Below are 18,502 nucleotides of genomic sequence, written 5' to 3' on the forward strand. Positions count from 1 at the left end.
CTCAGGCCGAAAGCAGGGTGGAGATCTCGTCGGTGCGCGCCTGCAGCAGCGCCGCGTCGCCGCGCGTCTCGACATTGAGCCGCAGCAGCGGCTCGGTGTTGGAACTGCGCAGGTTGAAGCGCCAGTCGCCGAAGTCGGCGCTGACCCCGTCGGTGTGGTCCAGCGCGGGCGACAGCGGGGCGAAGTGGCGCATCACCCGCTCGACCGCGGCCTTGGCGTCGGCCACCTTGAAGTTGATCTCGCCACTGCAGGGATAGGCGGCCATGCGGTCCTCGACCAGTTCGGCCAGCGACTGGCCGCTGCTGGACACCAGCTGCGCGATCAGCAGCCACGGGATCATGCCCGAATCGGCATAGGCGAACGCGCGGAAATAGTGGTGCGCGCTCATCTCGCCGCCGTAGACCGCGTTCTCCGCGCGCATCTTCTCCTTGATGAAGGCGTGGCCGCTCTTGCACAGCACCGGCACGCCACCGGCCGCCTCCACCATCTCCACCGTGTTCCACACCAGGCGCGGGTCATGCACGACCTTGCCGCCGGGGTTGCGTGCCAGGATCGCCTTGGCGAGCAGGCCGACCAGGTAGTAACCCTCGATGAAGCGGCCGCTGTGGTCGAAGAAGAAGCAGCGGTCGAAGTCGCCGTCCCAGGCGATGCCGAAATCGGCGCCATGCGCGCGCACCGCGTCGGCGGTCGCGGCGCGGTTCTCCGGGAGCAGCGGATTGGGGATGCCGTTGGGGAAGCTGCCGTCGGGTTCGTGGCAGATGCGCACGAATTCCAGCGGCAGGTGCGGGGCAAGCAGGTCGATGATGGCGCCGGCGCCGCCGTTGCCGGCATTGACCACCAGTTTCAGCGGCTGCAGCGTAGCCACGTCCACATAGGACAGCAGGTGCGCGATATAGGCGCGCTTGTCGTGCCGCTGCACCTGTCCGGCGCGCGGCGCCTGCGCCGGCGCGGCATCGGCGGCCACCGCGTCGGAAATGGCGAACAGGCCGGTGTCCGAGCTGATCGGCCGCGCCTGCGCCTTGACCAGCTTCATGCCGTTGTAGTCCATCGGGTTGTGGCTGGCAGTGACCATCACCCCGCCGGCCGCGCCCAGGTGGTCGGTCTGGAAATAGACTTCCTCGGTGCCGCACAGGCCGATGTCGATCACCTCGCGGCCCTCGCCGCGCAGCCCGGCGGCCAGCGCGTCCTGCAGGCCCGGGCTGGTCAGGCGCACGTCGTGGCCCAGCACCACCGGACCGTCTTCGAGCCGGGCCGACAGGGCCTTGCCGATCCGGCGCGCGAGGTCCTCGTTGAGTTCCTCGGGCACGCGGCCGCGGATGTCGTAGGCCTTGAACGCGGGTAATGGCATGCGGGCAACCTGTCGAAGCGTGGAAAGGCGCCCAGTTTAGTCGCTTGGCGGTTAGCGGGCCGTTCGCGGCTGGACGAAGGTCCAAGAGGGCCGCCGCTGGACTGGGGCTAGAATGCCGCCATCCTTATGACTGTGGGCATGATGCGATGAGCGATCCTTCAACCCTGGACGGGCGGCGCGGCAAGGTGGTGGCCAGCGCGGCCCAGGCGCTGGACGGCGTGGTCGCCGACGGCCAGACCCTTGCGGTCGGCGGCTTCGGCCTGTGCGGAATTCCCGAGGCGCTGATCGCAGCGCTGCGCGATTCCGGCGTGGCCGGCCTGACCGTTATCTCCAACAACGCCGGCGTCGACGGCTTCGGCCTCGGCCAGCTGCTGGAAACCCGCCAGATCCGCAAGATGATTTCGTCCTACGTGGGCGAGAACAAGGAGTTCGAGCGGCAGTTCCTGGCCGGCGAGCTCGAGCTGGAGTTCAACCCGCAGGGCACCCTGGCCGAGCGCCTGCGTGCCGGCGGCGCGGGCATCCCCGCCTTCTTCACCGCCACCGGCTACGGCACCGTGGTGGCCGAGGGCAAGGAAACCCGGGAATTCGACGGCAAGCATTATGTGATGGAAACCGCGCTCAAGGCCGATGTCTCGCTGGTCAAGGCGTGGAAGGCCGACGCGGCCGGCAACCTGGTGTTCCGCAAGACCGCGCGCAACTTCAATCCGGTCTGCGCCATGGCCGGCAAGGTCTGCGTGGTCGAAGTGGAGGAGATCGTGCCGGTAGGCGCGATCGACCCGGACCAGGTGCACCTGCCGGGCATCTACGTCGACCGCATCGTGTTGAACGCCACGCCGGAGAAGCGCATCGAACAGCGCACCGTGCGCCAGGAGGAGAACTGAAATGGCCTGGACCCGTGACGAGATGGCGCAGCGCGCCGCGCGCGAACTGACCGACGGCGCGTACGTGAACCTGGGCATCGGCCTGCCGACGCTGGTGGCCAACCACATCCCCGAGGGCATGGACGTGTGGCTGCAGTCGGAGAACGGCCTGCTGGGCATCGGCCCGTTCCCGACCGACGCCGAAGTCGACGCCGACCTGATCAATGCCGGCAAGCAGACCGTGACGGCCCGCGCCGGCGCCAGCTACTTCGGCAGCCACGATTCGTTCGCGATGATCCGCGGCGGCCACATCGACCTGGCCATCCTCGGTGCCATGCAGGTCACCGCCAAGGGCGACCTGGCCAACTGGATGGTGCCCGGCAAGATGGTCAAGGGCATGGGCGGCGCGATGGACCTGGTGGCCGGCGTGCAGCGCGTGGTGGTGCTGATGGAGCACACCGCCAAGAACGGCGAGCACAAGATCCTGCCCGAATGCACGCTGCCGCTGACCGGCGTGGGGGTGGTCGACCGCATCATCACCGACCTGGCGGTATTCGACGTCACCGACGCCGGCCTCGCCTTGGTCGAGGTGGCGCCCGGGGTGGATCTGGAAGAGCTGAAGGCCCGGACCGGCGTGCCGTTCGCCTGAAGCAAATCCCCGGCTGGCAGGCAGCCAGCCGGGGGCGCGACGGTTCCGGGCACGCCGGTGCCCTGAAACCGGCGGGATCACGCCGATGCCCGCGCCTGTCCGGCGCGAGCCGCCTGCCTTCGGGTGCGGGCGTGCAATCCGTGCGCGGGACGCAGGTAGCCTACAATCCGCGTCCTTCCGTTCGATGACGACGTGCCGATGCCTGCAAACCCGATGTCCGCCGCTGGAAAGCTGTTCGCCGTCGCCGCCCTGGTCGAGGGCGCGACCTGGGCCGGGTTGCTGGTCGGCATGCTGCTCAAGTACGGCACGCAGACGACCGAGCTGGGCGTATGGCTGTTCGGGCGCCTGCACGGGCTGGCGTTCCTGTTCTACGTGGTCGCCAGCGTGTATGTCGGGGTGCGCCAGCGCTGGCCGTCGTGGGCGCTGCTGCTGGCCCTGCTGGCGGCGGTGCCGCCGCTGGTCACGGTGCCGCTGGAATGGTGGTTCCGGCGTCGCGGCCTGCTGTCGCCGGTGCGCTGAGCCGGGCGCCGGCCCGGGCCGACCCGCGGCGGTGTGGCCCAGGGGCGCGGCGGCCACTACGATGATGCCGGGCCCGCGGGCCGGGTACCGGGGGATCCCGGGCCGGCGAGCGTGGCTGGCCGCCTGCTTCGGGCATGTTCGCAGCCTGTTTAGGTTCGATCTTCTAGCTTTGGCGCCTGTCTGACCCACGGAGAGCCCCGTGCACCACGCCCCCCCTGTTGCCGTCGTTTCCGATCGCCTGCCGGCGGCGGCGCCTGCCTGCTGCCCGGCACGTCCCGGCGCGTGGTGGAATCCATGACCGGTACACCCGTTGCCGCGCGCGATGCAGGCATCGCCGTGCTGCCGCCGGAAAGCCCGCTGTCCATGCCCGTGCAGTCGCTGCGCGAGGGTCGCCTGCAGGGGCGGTGGCAGGACACGTCGCCGCCGAACATCGTGCTGCGCCGCCTGTACGTGTTCGGCAGCACCGCGGCAATGACCGTGGTGGCGACGTGGATGATGGCGCGGGTCCTGGCCAACGGCGGCATCAACGTGCTCGAAGCCTGCCTGCTGGGCCTGTTCGTGCTGTTGTTCGCCTGGATCGCATTTTCATTCGTCAGCAGCCTGGCCGGCCTGCAGGCGCTGCTGCGCGGACGGCGCAAGCTGGGCATCCACCCGGACGCGCCGCTGCCCGCACTGCACAGCCGCACCGCGCTGCTGATGCCCACCTACAACGAGGATCCGCGGCGGATGATGGCCGGGCTGCAGGCCATCTACGAATCGGTGGCGGCCACCGGCCAGCTCGATCGCTTCGATTTCTTCGTGCTCAGCGACACCACCCGCGAGGCCATCGGTCGCGCCGAGGAGCAGGTGTTCGCGCGCCTGGTCGAGGCCACCGGCGGCCGCGGCCGGCTGTTCTACCGGCGCCGCGCCGACAACGCCGGGCGCAAGGCCGGCAACATCGCCGACTGGGTGCGCCGTTTCGGCGGTGCCTATCCGCAGATGCTGATCCTGGACGCGGACAGCCTGATGACCGGCGAGGTGATCGTGCGCCTGGCATCGGCCATGGAAAAGCACCCCGGCGTCGGCCTGATCCAGTCGCTGCCGGCGGTGGTCGGCGGGCGTACCGCGTTCGCGCGCATGCAGCAGTTCGGCGGCCGCGTCTATGGCCCGGTGATGGCCTACGGCGTGGCCTGGTGGCACGGTGCCGAGAGCAACTACTGGGGCCACAATGCGGTGATCCGTACCCGCGCCTTCGCCGAGCAGGCCGGGTTGCCGGAACTGCCCGGGCGCAAGCCGTTCGGCGGGCACGTGCTCAGCCACGATTTCGTCGAGGCCGCGCTGATGCGCCGTGGCGGCTGGGCCGCGCACATGGTGCCCTACCTCCAGGGCAGCTACGAGGAAGGGCCGCCGACGCTGACTGACCTGCTCATCCGCGACCGCCGCTGGTGCCAGGGCAACCTGCAGCACTCCAAGGTGGTCACCGCCGCCGGCCTGCACTGGATCAGCCGGGTGCACATGCTGGTCGGCATCGGCCACTACTTCACCGCACCGATGTGGGCGATGCTGATGCTGATCGGCATGGCCATCCCGCTGATCCATGGTGGCATCGACCTGGCCGAGGAGCTGCACCTGCGGTTGTCGCCGGCGCACTACTGGCGCGGGCTGGACGAGCAGGGCGTGCTGTGGGTGTTCGCGGTCACCATGGGCGTGCTGCTGGCGCCCAAGGCGATGGGCTACGTGGCCATGCTCAGCGCGCGCAGCGAGCGGCAGGGGTGCGGCGGCGCGCTGCGCGCGTTCGTCTCGATGCTGCTGGAAACGCTGCTGGCGGCACTGATGGCGCCGGTGGTGATGTACGTACAGTCGCGTGGTGTGGCCGAGGTGCTGGCCGGCAAGGACTCGGGCTGGGACGCGCAGCAGCGCGATGACGGCCGGGTATCGTGGCCCGCCTTGCTGCGCAGCTACGGCGGGCTGAGCGTGTTCGGCCTGGCGATGGGGGCGATGGCCTACGCGGTGTCGCCGTCGCTGGCGGCGTGGATGGCGCCGGTGGTGATCGGCATGGTGCTGGCGGTGCCGGTGGTGGGGCTGACCTCCTCGCGCAAGATCGGCGACTGGCTGCGCCGGCACCGGTTGCTGTCCATTCCCGAGGAGAGTGCGCCGCCGCCGGTGCTGGTGCGCGCGGCGGAACTGCGTGCGGCGGCGATGCAGGCACCGCTTTCCGTGGAGTAGCACGGCGGTCCCCGTTCTGCTGACGACCGGCTTCTGGTTTCGGCTGTAGAGCGGATCGGGTGTGAAACGGTTCGAGGGGTGAAGATGCCTTTGCCTTTGCCTTCGCCTTCGCCTTCGCGGTTGCTCGTGCTTTTGCTTCTGCGTTTTTGATTTCCGGGTCCCCTTCCGCAGCGACGGAGCCGACGGACAAGACACCGCAGGGGCGACGTGCATCCATGTGCGTCGCCCTTCGGGTTATTCCCGCCGGCTCCGTCGCTGCGGAAGGGGGCCCCGGAAGGCAAAAAGTCCAGGAAGGCAGCAAAATCCCAGGCAGCAGCAACAGCAGCAACAGCAACGGTGAACAACCACGGCATCGGCTTGGCCGCCTGCCCGCGCAGGCATAATGCGTCCTGGTCCCTTGGAGTTGCAGGAAATGCTGGAAACAGTGGAGCAGGAAACCGGTGCGGCGCCGGAATGGTCGGTGATCTGGCTGCACGGGCTGGGCGCCGATGGCCATGACTTCGCGCCGATCGTGCCGGAGCTGGTGCGGCCGCACTGGCCGGCGATCCGCTTCGTGTTCCCGCATGCGCCCAAGCGTCCGGTCAGCATCAACAACGGCATGCCGATGCGCGCGTGGTACGACATCGTCAGCCTGGATTTCCGCAGCCGCGCCGACGCCGCCGGCGTGGCCGAATCCGTGGCCCAGGTGGAGGCGTTGATCAGCCGCGAACAGGCTCGCGGCACGCCGCGCGAACGCATCCTGCTGGCCGGCTTTTCGCAGGGCGGCGCCATCACCCTGTCCACCGGCCTGCGGCAGCAGTCGCCGCTGGCCGGGCTGGTCGCGCTGTCCACCTACCTGCCGGAAGTGGATGCCGCCGCCGCGCAGCTGGCCGCAGGCGCCACCGCGCAGCCGGTATTCATGGCCCACGGCAGCGGCGACCCGGTGATCCCGGTACAGGTCGCCGAGCACAGCCTGCAGGTGCTCCGGCAACTGGGGTTCGGGGTGGAGTGGCACCGCTATGCGATGGCGCACCAGGTCTGCGCCGAGGAAACCCAGGCACTCGGCGACTGGCTGCAGGCGCGCTTCGCGGCGGGCTGAATCCGGGGCAGGTGGGGGGCTGGCGGCTGCCGGCGCGCGCCGGGGTTGGCTACCATGCGTCATCCGGGGAGCAATGCGGGGCAGGGGAGTGGCGATGAAGATACTCATTGCCGATGACGAGCCGCTGGCGCGCGAACGCCTGCGCATGCTGTTGTCCGCGCACGGCGACGTGGCGGTGGTGGCCGAGGCCGGCGACGGCCAGGCGACGCTCGATGCCTGCGCGCGCGCGCGGCCGGACGTGGTGCTGCTGGACATCGCCATGCCCGGTATCGACGGCCTGGACGTGGCGCGGCACCTGGCGCGGCTCGAGCCGCGCCCGGCGGTGGTGTTCTGCACCGCCTACGAGTCGCATGCGCTGTCGGCGTTCGAGGCGGCGGCCATCGATTACCTGATGAAGCCGGTGCGGGCCGAACGGCTGGCGGCCGCGCTGGAGCGGGCCCGTACCTTCCTGGCCGGACGGGTCGGCGGGGCGGCCCCCGCCGCGGGCGGACGCCGGGTGCTGTGCGCGCGGCTGCGCGGCAACCTGCGGGTGATCCCGCTGGAGGACGTGTTCTACCTGCAGGCCGAGGAGAAGTACGTGGTGGTCCACCACGTGCACGGCGAGGACCTGATCGAGGAATCGCTGCGCTCGCTGGAGGAGGAGTTCGGCACCCGCTTCGTGCGCATCCACCGCAATTGCCTGGTCTCGCGCGAACGCCTGCAGGAACTGCGGCGGACCGCGGCCGGGCAGGTGCAGGCGGTGCTGCGCGGGGTGGCGCAGCCGCTGGAGGTCAGCCGCCGCTGCGTGGCGGCGTTGAAGGCGGAACTGGCCGGCACGTGAGTCCTGCGCCGATAATGGCGCCATGAACATGCTGCGCATCGCCACCCGCAAGAGCCCGCTCGCCCTGTGGCAGAGCGAACACGTCGCCGCCCGCCTGCGCCAGGCGCACCCGGGCCTGTCGGTCGAACTGGTGCCGATGAGCACGCGCGGCGACGAGGTCCTGGACCGCTCGCTGGCCGCCATCGGCGGCAAGGGCCTGTTCCTCAAGGAGCTGGAACTGGCGATGCTGCGCGGGGAGGCCGACTGCGCGGTGCACTCGCTCAAGGACGTGCCGATGGAACTGGATGCGCCGTTCGCGCTGCCGGCGATCCTGGAACGCGCCGATCCGGCCGATGCCTTCGTTTCCAACCGCCATGCCACCCTGGACGCGCTGCCGCACGGCGCGGTGGTGGGCACCTCGTCGTTGCGCCGCCAGGCGCAGTTGCGCGCGCTGCGCCCGGACCTGCAGGCGCGCGACCTGCGCGGCAACGTCAATACCCGCCTGGCCAAGCTCGACGCCGGCGACTACGACGCCATCATCCTGGCCTGCGCCGGACTCGAGCGCCTGGAGCTGGGTACGCGGATCCGCGACCGCCTGCGCGCACCGCAGTGGCTGCCGGCGCCGGCGCAGGCCGCGGTGGCGGTGGAATGCCGCGCCGATGCCGCCGACGTGATCGCGCTGCTGGCGGTGCTGGACCATGCCGGCACCCGTGCCTGCGTGGAGGCCGAGCGGGCGATGAACCGCGCGCTGGACGGAAGCTGCCACGTGCCGGTGGCCGGGCTGGCGCAATGGCGCGGCGAGGACCTGTGGCTGCAGGGGCTGGTCGGCGGTGTCGCCGACGGGCGCGCGGTGCGCGCGCAGGCCCAGGGCCCGGGCAATGATCCGGAAGCGCTGGGCCGGGATGTCGCGCGCCAGCTGCTGGACGGCGGCGCCGGCGAACTGCTGCGCTGAGAGCGCTGGCCGCGGCGCCGGTGGGAACGGCGGCCCGCCGCCGGCGGTCAGCCGCCGGCCCGGGCCACCCCGTGTCGTGCTTGCTTACTTGAAGCTGTAGACCACGTTCATCGTGGCCAGGGTGTCGGTCTTGCGCTTGTCCTCGGCCACGTCGCTGTTGTAGCGGGCCTGCCAGCCGGCCTTGAGCGCGAAATGGCGGTTCATCGCCACCGAAACGCCGAAATCGTTCTGCGCGAAGGTGTTGTACGAGCCGGACTCGACCAGCAGGGTGTTCACCAGGTCGGTGTTGTCGGTGAGGCCGAACTTCAGGTCGAACAGGCCGCGGCCGATCAGTCCGGTGCGGTTCTCGTCGGTCTCGGAGTTGTGCGAGCGGCGCACGCCGGGGCCGATCTGGGTGTCCAGCACCAGGCGCTCGCCGTCGATCAGCCGGGTACCGTAGCCGAGACCGAAGCTGCCCTGGCGGTCGTAGGTGGCGAAATCATCGCTTTCGTAGCGCACCGTGGCGGTCAGCTGGCGGTGCTCGCCCAGCTGCAGGGCGCTGCCGGCGCCCGCGGTATAGCGGTTGGCGGTGGTCTGGCGCTTGCGGTAGGTGCTGCCGTCGTCGGCGGTCTGCTTGTACTCGGCGCTGGAGCGCAGGCCGAACAGGTCCATGCTGTGCACCCAGTCGTCATCGGTGTAGCGCAGCTTGAGGCGGCCATTGAGGCTTTCGGTGGAGCTGTTGCCGCGCGCCGAGGCGAACCCGAGCTCGCCGCCGCTGCCGCTCCATGGCGAGGTCATCGCGGCAGGGTCGGAGGCATCGTCCGCCCACGCCATCGGGGCGCACAACAGCAGCGGCAGGAGCAGGGAAACACGCAGGGACATCGGGAAGTCTCCAGGGGGAAGGCGGGAACGGGAACCGTTTTCATGATACCGGATGACCCCGCCGCGCCCGCTGCGCCCCCCGGGTGGCGCTTGGCCCACGGTTAAGCCTGGCGCCACGCCCGCCGCGCGCCATTCACCTCCGAGTCGGACATAATCGGGCCATGGACCGCTATGAACGCATCAACGCACTGCATCGCCTGCTCAAGTCCGCGCGCTATCCGATCACGGTGGCGCGCCTGCAGGAGGAACTGGGCTGTTCACGGGCCACGGTCTACCGCGACCTGGCCTTCCTGCGCGACGCCCTGATGGCGCCGGTGGAGGGCGACGGCGAGGCGGGTTTCCGCTACCAGAGCGGGGAAAGCGACCGTTTCGAGCTGCCCGGGCTGTGGCTGAGCTCGGAGGAGCTGCATGCGCTGCTGGCGTCCCAGCACCTGCTGGCACGCACCGGCGGCGGCGTGCTGTCCTCGGTGCTGGCACCGCTGCAGCAGCGCATCGAAAGCCTGCTGGCGGCCCAGGCCGGTGCGTCGACGTGGCCGGTGGAGCGGGTGCGGGTGATCCCGCATCGCGGCCGCAAGCTCGACGAGGCCAGCTTCCGCACGGTGGCCTCGGGCGTGCTCGAGCGCCGCCAGCTGTCCTTCGATTACCGGGCGCGTTCCACCGACGAGGTCACCCGGCGCACGGTCTCGCCGCAGCGCATCACCCATTACCGCGACAACTGGTACCTGGATGCCTGGGACCATGGTCGCGAGGCGCTGCGCAGCTTCGCCGTGGACCGCATCCACAAGGCGCGGGTGATCGACCAGGCCGCGCGCGACATCGACGACAGCGAACTGGACGCGCAGCTGGGCGCCGGCTACGGCATCTTCTCCGGCGCGCCCAAGGGCTGGGCGACCATCGTGTTCAGCGCCAAGGCGGCGCGCTGGGTGGCCGACGAGCACTGGCATTCCAGGCAGCAGGGCCGCTTCCTGGCCGACGGCCGCTATGAGCTGAAGGTGCCGTACAGCGTGTCGCGGGAACTGCTGATGGACGTGCTGCATTACGGCTCGGACGCCGAGATCGTCGAGCCGCAGTCGCTGCGCGAGCAGGCCAAGGCGCTGCTGTCGCTGGCGCTGAGCAACTACGACTGACCCGGCCCGCGCCGCAAAGCCGGCGCGCTTGACCCAGGTCATGGGGCGACGCCGGCCGCGTCGCCAGAATCTGTGTCCCCGATGGCCCGGAGCCGCCGCATGGCCTTCCACGATCTGCGCGGTTTCCTGCAGCACCTGGGCGCCTGCGGCCAGCTGCGCGAACTCGGCGTGCCGGTGGATCCGGAACTGGAAAGCACCGCACTGTGCCTGCGTGCGCTGCGGGCGCAGGGGCCGGCGCTGCTCATGCCGGCCACCGGTTCGGCGCATCCGCTGCTGGGCAACCTGTTCGGGCACAGCCGCCGGATCGAGCTGGCCCTGGCCGGGCGCCCGCTGGCCTCGCTGCGCGAACTCGGCGAACTGCTGGCCGCGGTCAAGGAGCCGCGCTGGCCCGGCAACCTGCGCCAGGCGCTGGCGCACTGGCCGGAACTGGCGCAGCTGGCGCACGTGGCGCCGCGCCGGGTGGACGAGGCCGCGTTCGACGCGGACGTGCGCAGCGGCGAGGACGTCGATCTGGGCGTGCTGCCGGTGCAGCGCTGCTGGCCGCAGGACGCGGGCAAGCTGATCACCTTCGGCCTGGTGGTCACCCGCGGCACCCGCCAGCCGCGGCAGAACGTGGCCATCTACCGCCAGCAGGTGATCGGCCGCAACCGGGTGATCATGCGCTGGCTGCCGCACCGCGGTGGCGCGCTGGACTTCGCCGACTGGCAGGCCGCGCACCCGGGCAGGCCGTTCCCGGTGCTGGTGGCGATCGGCGCCGACCCGGCGACCCTGCTGGCCGCGGTGGCGCCGGTGCCCGATACGCTGTCCGAATACGAGTTCGCGGGGCTGCTGCGGGCATCGCGCACCCGGCTGTGGCGCAGCGCCCTGACCGGGCTGGACGCACCGGCCGGCGCGGAGATCCTGCTGGAGGGCTTCATCCACCCGGGCGACACCGCGCTGGAAGGCCCGTTCGGCGACCACACCGGCTATTACAACGCGCAGGACACCTTCCCGGTGTTCACCGTCGAACGCATGCGCATGCGCACCGGTGCGATCTACCACGGCAGCTACATGGGGCGCGCACCGTACGACGAGCCTTCGGTGCTGTCGATGGCGCTGAACGACGTGTTCGTGCCGATCCTGCGCAAGGTGTTCCCCGAGATCGTGGATTTCTACCTGCCACCGGCAGCATGCTCGTACCGGATCGCGGTGGTGAGCATCCGCAAGCAGTACGCGGGCCACGCGCGGCGGATCATGATGGGCATCTGGTCCTACCTGCGCCAGTTCACCTACACCAAGTTCGTGATCGTCACCGACGACGACATCGACGTGCGCGACTGGTCGCAGGTGGTCTGGGCGATCTCGACGCGGGTGGACCCGGCGCGCGACAGCATGCTGGTGGAGAACACGCCCATCGATTACCTGGACTTCTCCAGCCCGACCCCGAACCTGGGGTCCAAGCTGGGACTGGATGCCACCCACAAATGGCCGGCGGAAACCTCCCGCACCTGGAGCCAGCCGATCCAGCCCGACCCGGAGGTGGAGCGTCGTGTCGACGCGCTGTGGCGCGCGGTGATCGCGCACTGATCAGTCGGTGGCGGCATCCCATGCCGGGTCGTCGAACAGCTGCGGGTAGCGTGCCAGCGCCGCGCGCATGGCGGCGATCTCCGCCACCGGCACCTGTTGCGACGTACGCACCGCCTCGGCACCGGCCAGGAACCGTGCCAGCAGGCCATGCAGCGCCACGTCGGCCTCGGGCTCGAGCCTGCAGTTGGCGAAGATGTCGTTGACCGCGGTATCGATCAGCGCCACCGTGCTGCTCGCCTGGGCGATGCCCATGTGGCCGTGCTCGTAGTGCTCCAGCGCCTGCACCGCCACACGGATGGAACGCATGCCCTCGCGCAGCGGCGCGTCGCTGGCCCAGCGCTGCGCGGGTACCGGCGCCGTCGCGGTGGCCGGGGCATGCGCATGCGCGGCATGCCCCTCATGGGCCGACTGCGCGGCGGCGGTCGCGGAGGAAAGCGCGCCCGCGAGGATGAGCAGCGGGGCGCAAAGCAGGATCGTGCGTCGCATCATGTTCTCCGGAACGATGGGCCGATGCCCATCCGTGCCGCAGCATCACATGCAGCCGCGCCGGCGCCCATGATCCACGTCAACGGCGGTCGCGTGCAGCGCTTGACCCACGTCAAGGACGCATGTGGCTGCCCGCAGGATCATGCCGGCTCCCCCGGGCCGGAGCCTCCGCATGCAACTGGTATGTCCCGCCGGCAACCTGCCGGCCCTGCAGGCGGCGGTGGATGCCGGGGCCAACGCGGTGTACGCGGGCTTCCGCGACCAGACCAACGCACGTGCATTCCCCGGCCTGAACTTCTCGGACGACGAACTGCGTGCCGGCATCCGCTATGCGCATGCGCACGGCGCATCCGTCTACCTGGCGTTGAACACCTATCCCGACAGCGCGCGCCTGGGCGACTGGTACGCGGCCGTGGACAAGGCCGCCGCGCTGGGTGCCGACGCCATCATCGCCGCGGAGATGGCGGTGCTCGATTACGCCATGCGCACGCATCCGCGGCTGCCGCGCCATCTGTCGGTGCAGGGCTCGGCCACCACCGCGCCGGCGCTGCACTATGCGTACGAGCGCTTCGGCATCAGCCGCGCGGTATTGCCGCGGGTGTTGTCCATCCAGCAGGTCGAACGCCTGTGCGAAAGGTCGCCGGTGGCGCTGGAGGTGTTCGCCTTCGGCAGCCTGTGCATCATGGTCGAAGGTCGCTGCCAGCTGTCCAGCTACGTTACCGGTGCCTCGCCGAACCGTCATGGCGTGTGTTCCCCGGCCAAGTTCGTGCGCTGGGACGAGCACACCGACGGCAGCCGCAGCGTGCGCCTCAACGACGTGCTGATCGACGCGTTCAAGCCGGATGAACCGGCCGGCTACCCGACCGTGTGCAAGGGCCGCTTCGAGGTCGGCGACGAGGTCTTCCATGCACTGGAAGAGCCGACCAGCCTCAACACCATGGAACTGCTTCCGCGGCTCAAGCAGATCGGCGTGGCCGCGCTGAAGATCGAAGGGCGCCAGCGTGGCGTGGCCTACGTCGGTTCGGTCACGCGCACCTGGCGCAGGGCCATCGACCAGCTCGCCGCCGATCCCGCGCACTGGCAGGCACGGCCCGAGTGGCAGGCCGAACTGGCGCGCCATGCCGAGGGCCACCAGACCACGCTCGGCCCGTACCACCGCGCCTGGCATTGAAGGAGCGACGATGAAACTCAGCCTTGGCCCGCTGCAGTACTTCTGGCCGCGCGAGCGCACGCTGGCGTTCTACCGCGAGGCGATCCACTGGCCGCTGGACGTGGTCTACCTGGGCGAGACCGTGTGCAGCAAGCGCCGCGAACTGCGCACCGCCGACTGGCTGGCGCTCGCCGAGGAGCTGGCCGCTTCCGGCAAGCAGATCGTGCTGTCGACGCTGGCGCTGATCGAGGCCGAGTCGGAACTGGGCGTGCTCGACCGCCAGGTGTCGCACGGCGGCTTCTGGATAGAGGCCAACGACCTGTCCGCGGTGCAGCTGTGCCGGGAGAAGGGCCGCCCGTTCGTGGCCGGGCCTTCGCTCAACGTCTACAACCATCGCGCGCTGGCGATGCTGGCCGAGGACGGCATGCGCCGCTGGGTGCCCGGCGTCGAGCAGGGGCGCACGTTGATCGGCGAGCTGAAGCAGGCCTTCGTCGCCGCCGGCGGCGCGATGCCGGAACTGGAAGTGACCGCCTGGGGCCGGTTGCCACTGTCGTACTCGGCGCGCTGCTTCACCGCGCGCGCGCTGGACGTGCCCAAGGACCAGTGCGGCTTCCGCTGCATCGAACATCCCGACGGCATGCCGCTGGCCACCCGCGAGGGCCGCCCGTTCCTGCGCATCAACGGCATCTCGGTGCAGGGCGAGGAAACCACCGACCTTGGGCCGGAGCTGCCGGAGCTGCGCACGCTGGGCGTGGACATCCTGCGCCTGTATCCGCAGGCCGAAGGCATGGAAGCGGTGGTGCGGCATTTCGACGAGGCACGCACCGGTGCAACGGTGCCGCCGCGGCTGGGCCAGCGCAACGGCTACTGGCACGGCGAGCCGGGCATGCGCATGCAGGCCTGAGCGGGCACCCGCGGTCGCGTTGCCGCACCGCGGTGCGGAAATGCGGCCCACAGGCCGCGCCTACCGGCCTGAGTGGGCAGTGCTCCGGCCATGAGCGCGCGCGCGGATCTGGAATGCGGGGGCGCGATGGTCGCGTCAGCCAACCCGGCCGCCACTGCATGCGTGGTTCGGTCCCGCTGCCGCCAGCCATGGGCAGCCGGCATGCCGGCGACGGGTTCAGTCGGCCAGGAAGTGCGCGCCCAGGCTCTGCGTGCGGCGCAGCGCCGCCGCCAGCAGCGTGCGCGCCAGTCCGCCCTGCCACCCGTCCGCTGCCTGGTACTGGCGCAGGGCGGCCTGCAGGGTTTTGCCGCTGCGCACCGGCCCCATGGCCTGCATCATGGTTTCGCGCAGGCCGGCAATGCGTATGGCATCGAGCGATGGACCGCGCCGCACCAGCGTGCATCCGCCGTGCCTTGCGCCGGTGCCTGGCAGTGCGCCCAGCAGCGTCCCCAGCCTGCGGCCGAAGACCACGCCTTCCAGCAGGGAGTTGCTGGCCAGGCGGTTGGCCCCGTGCACGCCGTTGCAGGCTGCTTCGCCCACTGCGTACAGGCCGGGCAGCGAACTGCGGCTATCGGTATCGACGGCGATGCCGCCCATGTGGAAATGCGCGGCCGGTGTCACCGGGATCGGCTGCAGGCGTGGGTCGATGTCGTGCTGCATGCAGGCAGCGAACACCGTGGGGAAGCGCGCGGGGAACGTCGTGCCGATGCCGCGCGCATCCAGCCATGCGCCGCCTTCGCGGCAGGCCTGCCAGACCTGCCGCGCGACGACATCGCGTGGCGCCAGATCGGCCAGCGGATGCACGCCGTCCATCAATGGCCGGCCTTCGGCGTCGAGCAGCCGCGCGCCGGCGCCGCGCAGCGCCTCGGTCACCAGTGGCAGGCTGTGCAGCCCGGGCACGGCAAGCGCGGTGGGATGGAACTGCACGAACTCCAGGTCGCGCAGCGCGGCGCCCGCGGCCAGGGCCAGCGCCAGCCCGTTGCCGTCGGCATCGGCCGGGTTGCTGGTCCGTGCGAACAGCCCACCGATGCCGCCGGTGGCGAGCACAACCGCGCACCCGTGGATCCGCTCGGCATGGCCATAGGCATCGAGCGCGTGGACGCCACAGGCGTGGCCATCGCGCAGCAGCAGGCCGGTGACATCCAGGCCCGCGCAGCGGTGGATGTGCGGCGCGCGGCGCGCGGCCGTGACCAGGGCCTGCATGACCTTCGCGCCGGTGGCATCGCCGCCGGCATGGACGATGCGCGCGCGGTCATGGCCACCCTCGCGGCCGAGCTGCAGCGCACCCCCGGGGTCGCGGTCGAAGGCGACGCCCTGGTGCTGCAGCCACTCGACCGCGGCCACCGCGTCGCCGGTCAGCCGCTCGACCGCGGCAAGGTCGTTGTGCTGGCTGCCGGCCACGCAAGTGTCGTGCGCATGGGCCTGCGCGGTGTCGCCATCGCCGACCGGCGCGGCGATGCCGCCCTGCGCCAGCGTGCTGGCCACATCGCTGCCTTCACGCGCACGGGTGAGCAGCAGTACCGGCGTCGGCGCGGCGGCCAGCGCCGTCGCCAGCCCGGCGATGCCCCCGCCGACGATGAGGATGGGCGCGTTCACACCGCGTCGCGACGGCCCACCGCCAACATGCGGTGCAGTGCCGTGCGCGCGCGCCGGGCGATGTCGTCCGGCACCGTGACCTCGTGGCGCAGCTCGCGCAGGCAGGCATGGATGTTGGGCAGGGTGATCCGCTTCATGTGCGGGCACAGGTTGCAGGGCTTGATGAACTCCACCTGCGGGAACTGGTTGCGCAGGTTGTCGGCCATCGAGCACTCGGTGATCATCGCCACCCGCGCCGGCTTTTCCTGCGCCAGCCAGCGTCCCATCGCGCTGGTCGAGCCGACGAAATCGGCTTCGGCCAGCACGTCCGGCGGGCACTCCGGGTGCGCCACGATCTTCGCGTCGAAGCGCTCGCGGGTATGCCGGGCTTCGATCGCGGTGAACTTCTCGTGCACCTCGCACTGGCCGTTCCACAGCACCAGTTCGACACCGGTCTGCTGTGCGACCCAGGCGCCGAGGTAGCGGTCGGGCAGGAAGATCACCTTGCCGGTGCCGAACTCGGCGGCAATGGCCTCGACTACCTGCGCCGCGTTGGCCGAGGTGCAGCAGGCGTCGGATTCGGCCTTCACCGCCGCGCTGGTGTTGACGTAGCTCACCACCGGTATGCCGGGATGCCGCGCGCGCAGGGCGCGCACGTCGTCGGCGGTGATCGAGGCGGCCAGCGAGCAGCCGGCGTCCGGGTCGGGGATCAGCACGGTCTTGCCCGGGGCCAGGATCTTGGCGCTTTCGGCCATGAAGTGGACGCCGCACAGCACGATCAGCTCGCCGTCGCAGTCGGCCGCCGCCTGCGCCAGCGCCAGCGAATCGCCGGTGACGTCGGCCACGCCGTGGAAGATCTCGGGCGACTGGTAGCTGTGCGCCATGATCACCGCGCCGCGCTGGCGCTTGAGTTCGCCGATGGCGTCGATCCACGGCAGGTGCAGCGGTACCTCCAGGCACGGGATCAGCCGTTCCAGGGTGTCGACCAGCGGTGCGTAACGCACTTCGAGCTCGGGGTGCCAGGCGGGCGTGGTGGAGGCGTTCATGCGGTACCGGGATGGGAGGGAGGGCTCCCGCGCGGTGCCGGCGCGGGCATCGTAAGCGCGCCGCTGCTCAGGCCCGCGCCTGGTGCGCGCTGCGTGCCGCGCGGGCCAGGCGTGCGCCGCGGTTGAGCGCGATGCGCAACCCCAGCGGCACGCTTTCCCACGGCAGCCGGTCCAGCAGGTTGCGTGCGGTCAGGCCCAGCTCGACGTCGCCGGTGAGTAGCAGTCGCCGCTGGAAGAACAGGGTGTCGGCGTCTTCCAGCCGCCCGGCCAGCAACAGCAGGTCGGTGGCGCTGCCGCGCACGGTGGCTTCGGCGGCGTCGTCGACCGCTGCCAGGCGCTGGCCCTGCAGCTCCACCACCCAGCGCAGGCCGAGGTCGCTGACCTCGATGCCCAGCCGGCGGCCGGCCATGAAGTCGAGCGTGCCGTCGCGCAGCGGCGCGGCCAGCACTTTGGCCATCGCCCGCTCCAGCAGGCGCCTGTGCGCCACAGGCGGTACCGCCCGCAGCAGCGGGGCGATGCGGCGGGGCGGCGGCAGCAGCCGCAGCAGGGTGTGCGCCGGTGTCGGCGGGTAAGCGTCATGGGTGTGCATCATGGGGGCGATGATCGGGGCATTGCCCGCGATTGCTCCTTGATCCAGATCAGGTTCAAGCCCTTGCGTGCGGCAGGCGTCGCCGATGGCCAGCGCCAGTACGCCGCTGGCGGTCTCCGGCGGCACCCCCAGCACCGAGGCCAGGCGCTCGGCCCGGCGGCGTACGCGCTGTTCGCGCGCGCCATCGCGGCCATGGACCCCGGCATGGGTCTTGATGCGCCCGGCCAGCCGCGCCAGCCGCGTGCGCGTGGCCAGCAGCAGCACCAGCCCGTCGTCCACGCCGTCTATGGCCAGCCGCACCGGCGCCAGCCCGCGTGCCTGTTCAGCCATGCGTTTTTTCCTGGTTGAGCGCCTGCACGGCCGGCAGCACCTGCGTGGCGTAGACCGTTTCGGCCTCGGTGGCATCGAAATCGGCGTGCTTGTGCTTCTTCACCCCGTAATCGGACAGGACGAGGTGGGTGTCGGCGACCACGCCCGCATTCGCCAGGCAGGCGGAAACGCAATGCAGCACGCAGCCGTCCAGGGCGAGGATGGGGCGCCGGCTGCGCGCGGTGCGCACCAGCCCGGCAACGCCGCCCCCGACCCCGGCGATGCAGGACATCTCCGCCTGGCCGGCACGGTCCAGCCGCAGTGCCAGGTGGTTGGCCATCTGCGCCGCGCTGGAGCAGCCCGAGCATGAATACACCAGCGGCCGCGAGCGGCTCACGCCGTCGCCCGCGTGCCGTGGGAATGCCGGCATGCTGCCGCGG

At 70.8% G+C, this 18,502-nt stretch carries 18 protein-coding genes; 11 read left to right on the top strand and 7 right to left on the bottom strand.

The window, feature by feature from the left end; genetic code table 11:
* Window position 1: 1 nt before the first annotated feature.
* Window positions 2-1,348 (bottom strand): phosphohexomutase domain-containing protein, encoded by a 1,347-nt coding sequence (locus F0P95_RS06465; protein WP_182336130.1) that lies wholly within the window; start codon window positions 1,346-1,348, stop codon window positions 2-4.
* Window positions 1,349-1,494: 146 nt separating this feature from the next.
* Here F0P95_RS06465 and F0P95_RS06470 point away from each other — a divergent pair, with 146 nt between their 5' ends.
* From F0P95_RS06470 to hemC, 7 genes are all read left to right on the top strand, one after another.
* The gene (locus F0P95_RS06470; RefSeq protein WP_182336131.1) at window positions 1,495-2,229 is read left to right on the top strand and encodes a CoA transferase subunit A; all 735 of its coding nucleotides are present in this window, start codon (window positions 1,495-1,497) and stop codon (window positions 2,227-2,229) included.
* A gap of 1 nt (window position 2,230) precedes the next feature.
* Window positions 2,231-2,857, top strand: coding sequence for a CoA transferase subunit B (locus F0P95_RS06475; RefSeq protein WP_182336132.1), 627 nt, complete (start codon window positions 2,231-2,233; stop codon window positions 2,855-2,857).
* A gap of 213 nt (window positions 2,858-3,070) precedes the next feature.
* Window positions 3,071-3,376 (top strand): DUF3817 domain-containing protein, encoded by a 306-nt coding sequence (locus F0P95_RS06480; protein WP_182336133.1) that lies wholly within the window; start codon window positions 3,071-3,073, stop codon window positions 3,374-3,376.
* Between the two features lie 294 nt (window positions 3,377-3,670).
* Window positions 3,671-5,581: a glucans biosynthesis glucosyltransferase MdoH gene (mdoH, locus tag F0P95_RS06485; protein ID WP_182336134.1), complete on the top strand. Its 1,911-nt coding sequence runs from the start codon at window positions 3,671-3,673 to the stop codon at window positions 5,579-5,581.
* Window positions 5,582-5,993: 412 nt separating this feature from the next.
* Window positions 5,994-6,659 carry an alpha/beta hydrolase gene (locus tag F0P95_RS06490; protein WP_182336135.1) on the top strand — a complete coding sequence of 222 codons (666 nt, stop codon included), beginning with the start codon at window positions 5,994-5,996 and terminating at the stop codon, window positions 6,657-6,659.
* Between the two features lie 94 nt (window positions 6,660-6,753).
* Window positions 6,754-7,479: a LytR/AlgR family response regulator transcription factor gene (locus F0P95_RS06495; protein ID WP_182336136.1), complete on the top strand. Its 726-nt coding sequence runs from the start codon at window positions 6,754-6,756 to the stop codon at window positions 7,477-7,479.
* Window positions 7,480-7,501: 22 nt separating this feature from the next.
* Window positions 7,502-8,410, top strand: a complete 909-nt coding sequence (hemC, locus tag F0P95_RS06500) for a hydroxymethylbilane synthase (protein WP_054662796.1) — start codon at window positions 7,502-7,504, stop codon at window positions 8,408-8,410.
* Window positions 8,411-8,494: 84 nt separating this feature from the next.
* On the opposite strand, the gene F0P95_RS06505 is transcribed toward hemC, so the two are convergent.
* A complete protein-coding gene (locus F0P95_RS06505; RefSeq protein ID WP_182336137.1) occupies window positions 8,495-9,271 on the bottom strand; it encodes a DUF481 domain-containing protein in 777 nt (258 codons plus the stop codon).
* Window positions 9,272-9,432: 161 nt separating this feature from the next.
* Here F0P95_RS06505 and F0P95_RS06510 point away from each other — a divergent pair, with 161 nt between their 5' ends.
* Together F0P95_RS06510 and F0P95_RS06515 are read left to right on the top strand one after the other, a co-directional pair.
* Window positions 9,433-10,398 (top strand): helix-turn-helix transcriptional regulator, encoded by a 966-nt coding sequence (locus F0P95_RS06510; RefSeq protein WP_054662802.1) that lies wholly within the window; start codon window positions 9,433-9,435, stop codon window positions 10,396-10,398.
* Between the two features lie 99 nt (window positions 10,399-10,497).
* Window positions 10,498-11,964, top strand: a complete 1,467-nt coding sequence (locus F0P95_RS06515) for a UbiD family decarboxylase (protein WP_182336138.1) — start codon at window positions 10,498-10,500, stop codon at window positions 11,962-11,964.
* On the opposite strand, the gene F0P95_RS06520 is transcribed toward F0P95_RS06515, so the two are convergent.
* Entirely contained in the window at window positions 11,965-12,450 is a 486-nt protein-coding gene (locus tag F0P95_RS06520) for a DnrO protein (protein ID WP_182336139.1), read from the bottom strand.
* Window positions 12,451-12,622: 172 nt separating this feature from the next.
* Here F0P95_RS06520 and ubiU point away from each other — a divergent pair, with 172 nt between their 5' ends.
* Complete coding sequence (ubiU, locus tag F0P95_RS06525; RefSeq protein ID WP_182336140.1) at window positions 12,623-13,621, top strand: ubiquinone anaerobic biosynthesis protein UbiU; 999 nt, start codon at window positions 12,623-12,625, stop codon at window positions 13,619-13,621.
* Between the two features lie 10 nt (window positions 13,622-13,631).
* Window positions 13,632-14,504, top strand: coding sequence for a U32 family peptidase (locus F0P95_RS06530; RefSeq protein ID WP_182336141.1), 873 nt, complete (start codon window positions 13,632-13,634; stop codon window positions 14,502-14,504).
* Window positions 14,505-14,720: 216 nt separating this feature from the next.
* Here F0P95_RS06530 and F0P95_RS06535 read toward each other — a convergent pair whose 3' ends face one another.
* The 4 genes from F0P95_RS06535 to F0P95_RS06550 form a co-directional block, all read right to left on the bottom strand.
* The gene (locus F0P95_RS06535; protein WP_182336142.1) at window positions 14,721-16,139 is read right to left on the bottom strand and encodes an L-aspartate oxidase; all 1,419 of its coding nucleotides are present in this window, start codon (window positions 16,137-16,139) and stop codon (window positions 14,721-14,723) included.
* Window positions 16,136-17,164 (bottom strand): quinolinate synthase NadA, encoded by a 1,029-nt coding sequence (gene nadA / locus F0P95_RS06540; RefSeq protein WP_182336143.1) that lies wholly within the window; start codon window positions 17,162-17,164, stop codon window positions 16,136-16,138. The genes F0P95_RS06535 and nadA overlap by 4 nt, the downstream gene beginning before the upstream one ends.
* Window positions 17,165-17,231: 67 nt before the next feature.
* Window positions 17,232-18,083, bottom strand: a complete 852-nt coding sequence (ubiT, locus tag F0P95_RS06545) for a ubiquinone anaerobic biosynthesis accessory factor UbiT (RefSeq protein ID WP_182336145.1) — start codon at window positions 18,081-18,083, stop codon at window positions 17,232-17,234.
* Window positions 18,076-18,492 carry a putative zinc-binding protein gene (locus tag F0P95_RS06550; RefSeq protein WP_182336146.1) on the bottom strand — a complete coding sequence of 139 codons (417 nt, stop codon included), beginning with the start codon at window positions 18,490-18,492 and terminating at the stop codon, window positions 18,076-18,078. The genes ubiT and F0P95_RS06550 overlap by 8 nt, the downstream gene beginning before the upstream one ends.
* Window positions 18,493-18,502: the final 10 nt, after the last annotated feature.

The organism is Stenotrophomonas acidaminiphila, assembly GCF_014109845.1.
Lineage (GTDB): Bacteria > Pseudomonadota > Gammaproteobacteria > Xanthomonadales > Xanthomonadaceae > Stenotrophomonas > Stenotrophomonas acidaminiphila.